Genomic DNA, 12,350 nt, shown 5'->3' with positions numbered 1-12,350 from the left:
CCGGACCCGGACGCGGACGGACCCGGGACGAGGACGTCCCGGGTCCGTGCGCGAGCGGTGGTCAGCGACCGGCGGCGGCGCGCAGCGCGTCGGCGCGGCTCGTCTCCTCCCACGGCAGCCCGGCGCGGCCGAAGTGGCCGTACGCGGCGGTCTGCGCGTAGATCGGACGCTTGAGGTCCAGGTCGCGGACGATCGCGGCCGGGCGCAGGTCGAAGACCTCGAGCACCGCCTCGCGGATCGTGTCGACCGGGACGGTCTCGGTGCCGAAGGTGTCGACGTAGAAGCCGACCGGGTGCGCGACGCCGATCGCGTACGCGACCTGCACCTCGACCTTGGTCGCCAGGCCCGCGGCGACGATGTTCTTGGCCACCCAGCGCATCGCGTACGCGGCCGAGCGGTCGACCTTGCTCGGGTCTTTGCCCGAGAACGCGCCGCCGCCGTGGCGGGCGTAGCCGCCGTAGGTGTCGACGATGATCTTGCGACCCGTCAGGCCGGCGTCGCCCATGGGGCCGCCGATGACGAACTTGCCGGTCGGGTTGATGTGCAGCTTGTAGTCGGACGCGTCGATGTCGTAGTCGGCCAGGACCGCGTCGATGACGTGCTTCTTGACGTCGACGGCGAGCTGGTGCTCCAGGTCGACACCGTCCTCGTGCTGGGTCGACAGGACGATTGCCTCGATGCGCTTGGGCTTGTCGTCGTCGCCGTACTCGATCGTGACCTGGGTCTTGCCGTCCGGGCGCAGGTAGGGCAGCGTGCCGTCCTTGCGCACGGCGGTGAGCTGCTCGGCCAGGCGGTGCGCGATGGTGATCGGCAGCGGCATGAGCTCGGGCGTCTCGTCGACGGCGAAGCCGAACATGAGGCCCTGGTCGCCGGCGCCCTGCAGGTCGAGCGGGTCGACCGACGAGCCCAGCCGGGCCTCCTCGGCGCGGTCGACGCCCTGCGCGATGTCGGGCGACTGCGCGTCCAGCGTCACCTGCACGGCGCAGGACTCGCCGTCGAAGCCCTTGGTCGAGGAGTCGTAGCCGATCTCGAGCACGCGGTCGCGGGCGATGCGGGCGATGTCGGCGTACGTCTTGGTGGTGACCTCGCCGCCGACGAGCACCAGGCCGGTCGTCACGAACGTCTCGGCCGCCACGCGGCTGTCGGGGTCCTCGGCCAGCAGCGCGTCGAGGATGCTGTCGCTGATCTGGTCGGCGATCTTGTCCGGGTGGCCCTCGGTGACGGACTCGGACGTGAAGAAACGGCTCACGGTGTGCTGGCTCCTGTGGATCGGGGACGTGCCGATGGTAGCCCCAGCCCGCCCATCGGCACGTTCATTCCATCCTGTGGGCGACGGCGTCCCACACGGCGTGGGCAAGACCGGCCTTGGGTCCGTGCGGCACCGGCACCTGCGTGCCGTCGGCGCCGAGCACGACGGCCTCGGTGTCGTCGTGGCCGAACACCTTGTCGCCGCTGACGTCGTTGACGACCAGCAGGTCGCAGCCCTTGCGGGCGAGCTTGGCCGCGGCGTGCTCCATGACGGAGGCGTTCTCGTCGCCGGTCTCGGCGGCGAACCCGACGATGACCGGACGCTTGCCGGTGCGGCCGGCGACGAGCTCGGCCAGGACGTCGGGGTTCTCGACCAGCTCGATCGGGGCGGGGCCCTGCCCCGGCACCTTCTTGATCTTGGCGCCGGCGCGCGAGGCCGGCCGGAAGTCGGCCGGTGCGGCGGCCATGACGACGGCGTCGGCGTCGACCGCGTGCTCGTGCATCGCGGTGCGCAGCTCCTCGGTGGTCACCACGCGGACGACGTCAGCGCCCGCCGGCGCGGGCAGCGAGACGTTGGCGGCGACGAGGGTGACCCGGGCGCCGCGGGCGACGGCGGCCTCGGCCAGCGCCTGTCCCATGCGCCCCGACGAGCGGTTGCCCAGGAACCGCACCGGGTCGAGGTACTCGCGGGTGCCGCCGGCACTGACCACGACGTGGCGGCCGGTGAGGTCCTGCGGACGTCCGTCGAGCACCTGCAGGCAGACGGCGTGGATCGCGGTGGGGTCGGGCAGGCGTCCCTTGCCCGAGTCGGCACCCGTGAGGCGGCCCACGGCCGGCTCGATGACGACCGTGCCGCGCGAGCGCAGCGTCTCGACGTTGGCCTGGGTGGCCGGGTGCTCCCACATCTCGGTGTGCATCGCCGGGGCGAGCACCACCGGGCACCGGGCGGTGAGCAGCGTGCTGGTGAGCAGGTCGCCGGCCAGGCCGTGGGCCGCGCGGGCCAGCAGGTCGGCCGTGGCCGGGGCGACGACCACGAGGTCGGCCTCCTGGCCCAGCCGCACGTGCGGCACCTGCGGCACGTCGGCGAAGACGCCCGTGTGCACCGGCTGGCCCGACAGCGCCTCCCACGTGGCGGCGCCGACGAACTGCAGCGAGGCCTCGGTCGGGACGACGCGGACCTCGTGACCGGCCTCGGTGAACAGGCGCAGCAGCTCGGCGGCCTTGAAGGCGGCGATGCCGCCGGCCACGCCCAGGACGATCTTGCTCATCTCACGCTCCTGCCGGGACGTGCGGGCGCGGCGTCACCGCCGCGACGCGGTCAGGCCTGCTCGGCGGCCGGGGTCTCGCCCTCGGCGGCGGGGACCTCGGGCTCGGAGGTCAGCAGGCCCTCGTTGATCTCGCGGAGCGCGATCGAGAGCGGCTTCTCCTGGACCTCGGTCTCCAGCAGCGGGCCGACGTACTCCAGCAGGCCCTCGCCGAGCTGGGAGTAGTAGGCGTTGATCTGGCGGGCGCGCTTGGACGCGTAGAGCACCAGCTGGTACTTGGAGTCGGTCTTCTCCAGCAGGTCGTCCAGCGGCGGGTTGGTGATGCCGATGGCGACGGAGCGGGTGGTGGACGCAGAGCTCATGAAGCAGGCCTCGCAGAACGTGGGAGAAAGAAGATCAGGACCGGAGAGAACCGGAGCGGAACAAGTCTACCAACTCCTCGCACGCGCGGCCGACATCGGTGTTCACGATCGTGACGTCGAACTCGGGCTCGGCGGCCAGCTCCTCGCGGGCCGTCTCGAGCCGGCGGGTGCGCTCCTCGGCGGTCTCGGTGCCGCGTCCGACCAGACGGCGCTCGAGCTCCTCGAAGCTGGGCGGGGCCAGGAACACGAGCAGCGCGTCGGGCATCCGCTCGCGCACCTGCCGGGCACCCTGCAGGTCGATCTCCAGCAGCGCCGGACGTCCAGCGGCCAGCTGCTCCTCGACCGCGGCGCGGGGCGTGCCGTAGCGGGCGGCCTTGTGCACGACCGCCCACTCGAGCAGGCCGTCCTCGGCGACGAGCCGGTCGAACTCCGCGTCGCTGACGAAGTGGTAGTGGACGCCGTCGACCTCGCCGGGGCGGGGCGGACGCGTGGTGGCCGAGACCGAGATCCAGATCTCCGGGTGCTGCTCGCGGATGCGGGCGGCGACGGTGCCCTTGCCCACCGCGGTGGGCCCGGCGAGCACGACGAGGCGGGAGCGCTCAGCCACGGAACTCCTCGAGCAGCGCCTCGACCTGCTTGGCGCCCAGGCCCCGCACGCGACGGCTCTCGGCGATGCCGATGCGCTCCATCGTCTGCTGGGCGCGCACCTTGCCGACGCCCGGCAGGGCCTGCAGCAGGTCGACGACCTTGATCTTGGCGATCGCGTCGTCGGTGGCGGCCTCGTCCAGCACCTCGGCGAGCGAGGCGCCCGAGTGCTTGAGCCGGTTCTTCACCTCGGCCCGCACCTGGCGCGCCGCGGCGGCCTTCTCCAGCGCCGCGCGGCGCTGGTCGGGGGTCAGCTGGGGCAGGGCCACCGGGCCACCTCTCACTTCAGGTCGATGTCGCACTCGTCGGAGACATTCTTCACCACGGCCGCGCGCTCCTTGGAGGTGGCGTTGAACTTCTCGTACGCCTTGTTCACGCGGTCGAGGTCGTCGCTGTCGGTCTCGGCCAGCACGGCGGGGTCCTGGGCGTCCTCGAGCGTCAGGTCGGACTTCTCGTGCACCGCCAGCACGCGCTCGGTCACCTCGGCCAGTCGCGTCCAGTCGTCGGCCACCGACGCGGGCGCCAGGTCGGCGAGCTGGCGGAACCGCTTCGCGTCAGCCGTGAAGGCCTCCGTGGTGCGCTGCTCGCCGAAGGAGTCCAGCGCCTTCTGGTCGTCCTCGACGAGCTGGCAGTACGCACTGGGCGAGCTGCAGCCGGCGGTGAGCCCGAGGACCGCGGTCAGGACGACGGGACCGACGAGCCGCTTCACCGGCCCGCCCCCGCCACGCCCAGCTCGTCGTTGACCTTGGCCGCGGCCGCGCGCAGCGAGGCGACGTCCGGCCCCGCCGCGAGCACGCCGCGCGACGTCGTGGGGATGATCGCGTCCCAGACGTGGCCGAACAGCCGCTCGAGGTCGGCGACGGTGCCGCCCTGAGCGCCGTAGCCGGGCACCAGCAGCGGTCCGTTGACGTCCAGGTCCTCCTCGGTGCTGCCGATGGTCGCGCCCACGACCGCGCCGAACGAGCCCATCGGCTCGGCGTCGGCGTTGGCCTCGCGCAGGTGGTCGAGCACGCGCCCGGCCACCGTGCGCCCGTCGGCGGTGCGCGCGTGCTGGACGTCCGGCCCCGACGGGTTGGACGTCAGCGCCAGCACGAACACGCCCGCGTCGTTCTTGTGCGCGGTCTGCAGGAACGGCTCCAGGGACCCCAGGCCCAGGTACGGGCTGACCGTGATCGCGTCGGCGGCCATGGGCGCGTCGTCGTCCAGGTAGGCGTCGGCGTACGCCTGCGCGGTGGAGTCGACGTCGCCGCGCTTGACGTCCAGCACGGTGAGCGTGCCGGTGTGGCGCAGGTCCTGCAGCGTCCGCTCCAGCACCGCCATCCCCCGGGCGCCGTGACGTTCGAAGAACGCGGCCTGGGGCTTGGCGAACGCCACCTTGCCGGCGAACGCCTCCACGCAGGTGGACGCGAACCGGTCCAGGCCCTCGACGTCGTCCTCCAGGCCCCAGGCCTCGAGCAGCGACGGGTGCGGGTCGATGCCGACGCACGCCGGCCCGTAGGCCTGGCGCGCGACGGTCGCGCGGGAACCGAAGCTCATCGCGCGGCCTGCAGGTCGGCCGCCCAGTCCTGCAGCGACTTCACGCCGATGCTGTGCTCCAGCAGCGCCTCGATGCCCTGCACCGCGGCGGCCAGGCCGGCGATCGTGGTGATGGACGAGACGCCCTCGCCCACCGCGACCGTGCGGATCTCGTAGCCGTCGACGCGTCCGGTGGCCCCGGACTCGCCGCCGCTCGGCGTGTTGATGATCAGGTCGACCTCGCCCGCGCGCAGCATCTCGACGATGGTGCGCTCGGACGGGTGGTCGCTGATCTTCGGCACGACCGTGGCCTCGACGCCGTTGCGGCGCAGCACCGTGGCGGTGCCGGCGGTCGCGAGGATCTCGTAGCCGAGGTCGGCCAGGCGCTTGACCGGGAAGATCATGTGCCGCTTGTCGGGGTTGGCCACCGACACGAAGACCCGGCCGCGCGTCGGCAGGCCGTTCTGCGCGCCGGCCTGGGCCTTGGCGAAGGCGTTGCCGAAGCGGGTGTCGATGCCCATGACCTCGCCGGTCGAGCGCATCTCGGGGCCGAGCAGCGTGTCGACGTAGGTGCCCTCGTACGTCCGGAAGCGGCTGAACGGCATGACCGCCTCCTTGACCGCGACCGGCGCGTCGTCGGGCAGCAGGCCGCCGTCGCCCTCGGCCGGCAGCACCCCGGCGGCGCGCAGCTCGGCGATGGACTCACCGAGCATGAGCCGCGCGGCCGCCTTGGCCAGCGGGGTCGCCGTCGCCTTGGACACGAACGGCACGGTGCGGGACGCGCGGGGGTTCGCCTCCAGGACGTAGAGCACGCCGGCGCTCATCGCGAACTGGATGTTGATGAGTCCGCGGACGCCCACGCCCTTGGCGATCGCCTCGGTCGAGACGCGGATGCGCTCGACGTCCTCGGTGCCCAGGGTGATGGGCGGCAGCACGCAGGCCGAGTCGCCCGAGTGCACGCCGGCCTCCTCGATGTGCTCCATGACGCCGCCGAGGAACAGCTCGGTGCCGTCGTACAGCGCGTCGACGTCGATCTCGATCGCGTCGTCGAGGAACTTGTCGACCAGCACGGGACGCTGGGCCGAGATCTCGGTGGCGTTCTCGATGTACGTGGCCAGCGACTGCTCGTCGTAGACGATCTCCATGCCGCGACCGCCCAGGACGTACGACGGGCGCACGAGCACCGGGTAGCCGATCTCGTCGGCGATGCGCTTGGCCCCGGGGAACGTCGTGGCCGTGCCATGCTTGGGCGCAGGAAGGCCGGCGTCGGTGAGCAGCTGACCGAACGCGCCGCGCTCCTCGGCCAGGTCGATCGCCGCGGGCTGCGTGCCCACGATCGGGACGCCCTCGGCCTCGAGTCCGGCGGCGAGGCCGAGCGGCGTCTGGCCGCCCAGCTGCACCAGCACGCCGGCGACGGGGCCGGCCTGCTTCTCGGCGTGGTAGACCTCCAGGACGTCCTCGAGCGTCAGCGGCTCGAAGTACAGCCGGTCGGCCGTGTCGTAGTCGGTGGAGACGGTCTCGGGGTTGCAGTTGACCATGACCGTCTCGTAGCCGGCCTCGGTCAGCGCCAGCGCCGCGTGCACGCACGAGTAGTCGAACTCGATGCCCTGGCCGATGCGGTTCGGTCCGCTGCCCAGGATCAGCACGGCCGGCTTCTCGCGCGGATGCACCTCGGTCTCCTCGTCGTAGGACGAGTAGTGGTACGGCGTGCGGGCGGCGAACTCGGCCGCGCAGGTGTCGACCGTCTTGTAGACCGGCCGGACGCCGAGCGCGTTGCGGACGCCGCGGACGACGTCCTCGCGCAGGCCGCGCAGCTCGCCGATCTGGGCGTCCGAGAGGCCGTGGCGCTTGGCCCGGCGCAGCAGCGCGGGGGTGAGCTCGACGGCTTCGCGCACCTGCGTCGCGACCTCCTGCACCAGGAACAGCTGGTCCAGGAACCACGGGTCGATGCTGGTCGACTCGAACAGCTCCTCGGGCGTGGCGCCGGCCCGGATGGCCTCCATGACCTCGCCGATGCGGCCGTCGTGCGGGCGCCGGACGATCTCGAGCAGCTCGGCCTTGTCGCGCGGCTCCCCCGCCCAGGTGAACGAGGCGCCCTTGCGCTCCAGCGACCGCAGCGCCTTGCCCAGCGCCTCGCTGAAGTTGCGGCCGATGGCCATGGCCTCGCCGACCGACTTCATCGTCGTGGTGAGCGTGTCGTCGGCGAGCGGGAACTTCTCGAACGCGAACCGCGGCACCTTCACGACGACGTAGTCGAGCGTCGGCTCGAAGCTGGCCGGCGTCTCGGCGGTGATGTCGTTGGGGATCTCGTCGAGCGTGTAGCCGATCGCGACCTTGGCGGCGATCTTGGCGATCGGGAAGCCGGTGGCCTTCGACGCCAGCGCCGAGGAGCGCGAGACGCGCGGGTTCATCTCGATGACGACGATGCGGCCGTCCTCGGGGTTGACCGCGAACTGGATGTTGCAGCCGCCGGTGTCGACGCCGACCTCGCGGATGACGCCGATCGCGATGTCGCGCAGCCGCTGGTACTCCACGTCGGTGAGCGTCATGGCCGGGGCGACGGTGATCGAGTCGCCGGTGTGGACGCCCATCGGGTCGAAGTTCTCGATCGAGCAGACGATGACGACGTTGTCGGCCTTGTCGCGCATGACCTCGAGCTCGTACTCCTTCCAGCCGAGGATCGACTCCTCCAGGAGCACCTCGGTGGTCGGGCTGAGCGCCAGGCCGGTGCCGGCGATGCGGTGCAGGTCGGCCTCGTCGTAGGCCAGGCCCGAGCCGGCGCCGCCCATCGTGAACGAGGGGCGCACGACGACCGGGTAGCCGCCGAGCGTCTCGACGCCGGCCAGGCAGTCGTCCATCGTGTGGCAGATGACCGAGGCCGCGACCTCGGCGCCCCACTCCGGCGGCAGGCCCTCGACGATCGCCTTGAACGACTCGCGGTTCTCGCCGCGGTCGATCGCCTCGATCGAGGCGCCGATCAGCTCGACGCCGTACTTCTCCAGGATGCCGGCCTCGTCGAGCTTGATCGCGGCGTTGAGCGCCGTCTGGCCACCCAGCGTCGGCAGCAGCGCGTCGGGACGCTCGTGGGCGATGACCTTCTCGAGGAACTCGGTCGTGATCGGCTCGACGTACGTGGCGTCGGCGAACTCCGGGTCGGTCATGATCGTCGCCGGGTTGGAGTTCACCAGGACGACCCGCAGGCCCTCCTCGCGCAGCACGCGGCACGCCTGGGTGCCGGAGTAGTCGAACTCCGCGGCCTGGCCGATGACGATCGGGCCGGAGCCGATGACGAGGACCGACTCGATGTCGGTGCGCTTGGGCATCAGGCGTTCACCTTGTCCTTGTGGTCGCTCATGAGGTCGACGAAGCGGTCGAAGAGGTAGGCCGCGTCGTGCGGGCCGGCCGCCGCCTCGGGGTGGTACTGGACGCTGAAGCCGGGCCGCTCCAGCAGCGCCAGGCCCTCGACCACCTGGTCGTTGAGCCCGACGTGGGTGACGCGGGCGGGGCCGTAGGGCGTATCGAAGGTGCCCTCGACCGGCGCCTCGACGGCGAAGCCGTGGTTGTGCGCGGTGATCTCGACCTTGCCGGTGGTGAGGTCCTGCACCGGCTGGTTGATGCCACGGTGGCCGTAGGTCAGCTTGTAGGTGCCGCGGCCCAGGGCGCGTCCGAACAGCTGGTTGCCCAGGCAGATGCCGAAGAACGGGATGCCCTCGGCGAGCACCCGCTGCAGCACCTCGACCTGGTGGTCGGCGGTCGCCGGGTCGCCCGGTCCGTTGGACATGAACACGCCGTCGGGCGCGAGCTCGGCGACCTGCTCGAACGTGGCGGTCGCGGGCAGCACGTGCACCTCGACGCCGCGCTCGGCCATGCGCCGCGGCGTCATGCCCTTGAGCCCGAGGTCGATGGCGACGACGACGTGCTTCTTCTCGCCCTGCGCGGGGACGACGTACGGCTCGTCGGTGGTGACGTCGGCCAGGAAGCTGGCGCCCTTCATCGACGGGGCGTCCTGCACCTTGGCCAGCAGCGCGTCGACATCGGTGGACGCGCTGGAGATGCCGCCGCGCATCGAGCCCTGCTCGCGCAGGTGGCGGGTCAGCGCGCGGGTGTCGAGGCCGCTGATGCCGACGACGCCGTCGTTGGCCAGCTGGTCGTCCAGCGTCCGCTGCGAGCGCCAGCTGCTCGACACGCGCGCGGGATCGCGCACGACGTAGCCGTCGACCCAGACGCGCTTGGACTCGAAGTCCTCGTCGTTGACGCCGGTGTTGCCGACGTGCGGGGCGGTCATGACGACGATCTGGCCCTTGTAGGACGGGTCGGTGAGCGTCTCCTGGTAGCCGGTCATGCCGGTGGAGAAGACGACCTCGCCGATCGTCTCGCCGATCGCGCCGAAGGACTCGCCGCGGAACGTGCGGCCGTCCTCCAGCACCAGGATCGCCTCGGTGGGGGTGGTGCTCATGCGTGTGCCTCCTCGACGAGGGTGCCGCCCAGGACGGTGGGACGGCCGTGCAGGAACGTGGCGACGACGCGGCCCGGAAGCTCGCGTCCCGCGTAGGGGGTGTTGCGCGACAGGGATGCGGTGTCGCGCGGCTCGACGACGCGGCGTGCCGCCGGGTCGTAGAGCACGACGTGGGCCGGCTCGCCCGCGGCCAGCGGACGTCCGTGCTCGCTCACGCGGCCGATGCGCGCGGGGTTGGCCGACATGACCTCGGCGACCCGCGCCCAGGTGAGGGCGCCGGTGTCGACCATCGTCTGCTGGACGATGGACAGCGCGGTCTCCAGCCCGATCATGCCGAACGCGGCCGCGCCCCACTCGCAGTCCTTGTCCTCCATGGGGTGCGGGGCGTGGTCGGTGGCGACGATGTCGATCGTCCCGTCGGCCAGGCCCTCGCGGACGGCGGCGACGTCGTCGGCCGAGCGCAGCGGCGGGTTGACCTTGTAGATCGGGTCGTAGGAGCGGACCAGGTCGTCGGTCAGCAGCAGGTGGTGCGGGGTGACCTCGGCGGTGACGTCGATGCCGCGGCTCTTGGCCCAGCGGACGAGCTCGACCGAGCCGCGCGTCGACAGGTGGCACACGTGCAGGCGCGAGCCGACGTGCTCGGCGAGCAGGACGTCGCGGGCGACGATCGCCTCCTCGGCGACGGCCGGCCAGCCGGCCAGCCCGAGCTCGCCGGACAGCGGTCCCTCGTTCATCTGCGCGTCCACCGTGAGTCGCGGCTCCTGGGCGTGCTGGGCGACGACGCCGTCGAACGCCTTCACGTACTCCAGCGCGCGGCGCATGAGCACCGGGTCCCAGACGCACTTGCCGTCGTCGGAGAAGACCCGCACGCGGGCGGCCGAGTCGGCCATGGCGCCGAGCTCGGCCAGCCGCTCGCCGGCCAGCCCGATGGTGACGGCGCCGACCGGCTGCACGTCGCAGTAGCCGTGCTCGCGGCCCAGGCGCCAGACCTGCTCCACGACGCCGGCCGTGTCGGCGACCGGCTCGGTGTTGGCCATCGCGTGCACGCACGTGAACCCGCCGCGGGCGGCCGCACGAGTGCCGGTGCGCACGGTCTCGGCGTCCTCGCGGCCGGGCTCGCGCAGGTGGGTGTGCAGGTCGACCAGGCCGGGCAGCGCGACGAGGCCCTCGGCGTCGACCTCGGTCGCGCCCTCGGGGGCGTCCAGGTCGGTGCCGACGGCGGTGATGCGCCCGTCCTCGAGCAGCAGGTCGGCGACCTGCTCCCCCAGCACGCTGGCGCGGCGGATGATGTAGGTGCTCACGAGTGGGTCTCCTCGGTGTGGTCCTGGCGGCCGCTGAGCAGCAGGTACAGGACGGCCATGCGGACGGCGACGCCGTTGGTGACCTGCTCGACGATGACCGAGCGGTCGCTGTCGGCCACGTCGGCGCTGATCTCCATGCCGCGGTTCATGGGGCCGGGGTGCATCACCACGGCGTGGTCGGCCAGACGGCCCATGCGGGCGGCGTCCAGGCCGTAGCGGCGGCTGTACTCGCGGGCGCTGGGGAAGAACGAGGCGTTCATCCGCTCGCGCTGCACGCGCAGCATCATCACCGCGTCAGCGCCCTCGAGCGCCGTGTCGAGGTCGTAGGACGTGTCGACCGGCCACTGCTCGACGCCGACCGGCAGCAGCGTCGGCGGTGCGACGAGCGTGACCTTCGCGCCCAGCGTGTGCAGCAGCAGCGCGTTCGACCGGGCCACGCGGCTGTGCAGCACGTCGCCGACGATCGTGACGCGGCGTCCCTCGAGGTCGCCCAGGTGGCGACGCATCGTGAACGCGTCCAGCAGGGCCTGCGTGGGGTGCTCGTGGGTGCCGTCGCCGGCGTTGACCACGACGCCCTGCGTCCAGCCGGCCTCGGCCAGGCGGTGCGGGGCGCCCGAGGCGTGGTGGCGGACGACGACCGCGTCGGCACCCATCGCCTCCAGCGTCAGGGCGGTGTCCTTGAGCCCCTCGCCCTTCGAGGCGCTCGAGCCCTTCGCCGAGAAGTTGATGACGTCCGCGGACAGCCGCTTGGCGGCCGCCTCGAACGAGATGCGCGTGCGGGTGGAGTCCTCGAAGAACAGGTTGACCACGGTCAGGCCGCGCAGCGTCGGGAGCTTCTTGATCGGCCGCTTGGCGATCGAGAGCATCTCCTCGGCGGTGTCGAGGATCTGGGTGGCGTCGTCGCGGGTGAGGTCGCCGGCGCTCAGCAGATGCTTGATCACGCGGCGCCTCCCTCGATCGTCACGTGGTCGGCGTCGTCGTGCTCGGCGACGCGGACCTTGACCTTCTCGGCCAGCGACGTCGGCAGGTTCTTGCCCACGAAGTCGGCCCGGATCGGCAGCTCGCGGTGGCCGCGGTCGACCAGCACGGCCAGCTGGACCGCCTTCGGTCGGCCGAGCTCGCTGACCGCGTCGAGCGCCGCACGGATGGTGCGGCCCGAGAACAGCACGTCGTCGACCAGGACGACGACCTTGCCGTCGACGTCCTCGGGCACCTCGGTGCGGCCGATCGCGCGAGCGGGCTTGAGCCGCAGGTCGTCACGGAACATCGTCACGTCGAGCGACCCGGCGGTGATGGTGCGGCCCTCGACCTCGCTCATCCGGGCGGCGATGCGCCGGGCGAGGTGGACGCCGCGGGTGGGGATGCCCAGGATCACCACGCCCTCGGAGTCACGGTTGCGCTCGAGGATCTCGTGGGTGATGCGGGTGAGTGCTCGGGCGATGTCTCGCTCGTCGAGCACGGTGCGTGCAGGTACGCCGGCAGCTGGACTCTCAGGAGTCACGCTGACCTCCTTCTCCGCCTCACAGGACGGTGGTTAAAGGACGTCTTTGTCATCGGC

General features: G+C 72.0%; 12 protein-coding genes. All 12 read right to left on the bottom strand.

Annotated elements, in window-relative coordinates; all coding sequences use genetic code 11:
- Positions 1-61: 61 nt before the first annotated feature.
- The 12 genes from metK to pyrR all read right to left on the bottom strand — a co-directional run bounded on the left by metK (position 62) and on the right by pyrR (position 12,293).
- Entirely contained in the window at positions 62-1,249 is a 1,188-nt protein-coding gene (gene metK / locus HGAM_RS16190) for a methionine adenosyltransferase (protein ID WP_019146549.1), read from the bottom strand.
- A 64-nt stretch (positions 1,250-1,313) separates the two neighbouring features.
- Complete coding sequence (coaBC, locus tag HGAM_RS16185) at positions 1,314-2,516, bottom strand: bifunctional phosphopantothenoylcysteine decarboxylase/phosphopantothenate--cysteine ligase CoaBC (protein WP_019146548.1); 1,203 nt, start codon at positions 2,514-2,516, stop codon at positions 1,314-1,316.
- A 50-nt stretch (positions 2,517-2,566) separates the two neighbouring features.
- On the bottom strand, positions 2,567-2,875 hold the full coding sequence (gene rpoZ / locus HGAM_RS19830; RefSeq protein WP_019146547.1) for a DNA-directed RNA polymerase subunit omega: 309 nt from the start codon (positions 2,873-2,875) through the stop codon (positions 2,567-2,569).
- 34 nt (positions 2,876-2,909) lie between these two features.
- Complete coding sequence (gene gmk, locus HGAM_RS16175; RefSeq protein ID WP_019146546.1) at positions 2,910-3,482, bottom strand: guanylate kinase; 573 nt, start codon at positions 3,480-3,482, stop codon at positions 2,910-2,912.
- The gene (gene mihF / locus HGAM_RS16170) at positions 3,475-3,789 is read right to left on the bottom strand and encodes an integration host factor, actinobacterial type (RefSeq protein ID WP_019146545.1); all 315 of its coding nucleotides are present in this window, start codon (positions 3,787-3,789) and stop codon (positions 3,475-3,477) included. Before mihF ends, gmk begins: the two co-directional genes overlap by 8 nt.
- An 11-nt stretch (positions 3,790-3,800) precedes the next feature.
- Positions 3,801-4,229 carry a hypothetical protein gene (locus HGAM_RS16165; protein WP_019146544.1) on the bottom strand — a complete coding sequence of 143 codons (429 nt, stop codon included), beginning with the start codon at positions 4,227-4,229 and terminating at the stop codon, positions 3,801-3,803.
- Positions 4,226-5,056 carry an orotidine-5'-phosphate decarboxylase gene (gene pyrF / locus HGAM_RS16160; RefSeq protein WP_019146543.1) on the bottom strand — a complete coding sequence of 277 codons (831 nt, stop codon included), beginning with the start codon at positions 5,054-5,056 and terminating at the stop codon, positions 4,226-4,228. Before pyrF ends, HGAM_RS16165 begins: the two co-directional genes overlap by 4 nt.
- On the bottom strand, positions 5,053-8,358 hold the full coding sequence (gene carB / locus HGAM_RS16155; protein ID WP_019146542.1) for a carbamoyl-phosphate synthase large subunit: 3,306 nt from the start codon (positions 8,356-8,358) through the stop codon (positions 5,053-5,055). Before carB ends, pyrF begins: the two co-directional genes overlap by 4 nt.
- The gene (carA, locus tag HGAM_RS16150; protein WP_019146541.1) at positions 8,358-9,491 is read right to left on the bottom strand and encodes a glutamine-hydrolyzing carbamoyl-phosphate synthase small subunit; all 1,134 of its coding nucleotides are present in this window, start codon (positions 9,489-9,491) and stop codon (positions 8,358-8,360) included. Before carA ends, carB begins: the two co-directional genes overlap by 1 nt.
- The gene (locus HGAM_RS16145; RefSeq protein ID WP_019146540.1) at positions 9,488-10,792 is read right to left on the bottom strand and encodes a dihydroorotase; all 1,305 of its coding nucleotides are present in this window, start codon (positions 10,790-10,792) and stop codon (positions 9,488-9,490) included. The genes carA and HGAM_RS16145 overlap by 4 nt, the downstream gene beginning before the upstream one ends.
- The gene (locus tag HGAM_RS16140) at positions 10,789-11,730 is read right to left on the bottom strand and encodes an aspartate carbamoyltransferase catalytic subunit (protein WP_315968835.1); all 942 of its coding nucleotides are present in this window, start codon (positions 11,728-11,730) and stop codon (positions 10,789-10,791) included. The genes HGAM_RS16145 and HGAM_RS16140 overlap by 4 nt, the downstream gene beginning before the upstream one ends.
- A complete protein-coding gene (gene pyrR, locus HGAM_RS16135; RefSeq protein ID WP_038951916.1) occupies positions 11,730-12,293 on the bottom strand; it encodes a bifunctional pyr operon transcriptional regulator/uracil phosphoribosyltransferase PyrR in 564 nt (187 codons plus the stop codon). The genes HGAM_RS16140 and pyrR overlap by 1 nt, the downstream gene beginning before the upstream one ends.
- Between the last annotated feature and the right edge of the window lie 57 nt (positions 12,294-12,350).

Source organism: Aeromicrobium massiliense JC14 (genome assembly GCF_000312105.1).
In the GTDB taxonomy this organism is placed as follows: domain Bacteria; phylum Actinomycetota; class Actinomycetes; order Propionibacteriales; family Nocardioidaceae; genus Aeromicrobium; species Aeromicrobium massiliense.
Note: the sequence above shows the minus strand (reverse complement) of the source record. Positions and strands in the feature narration are given on the sequence as shown.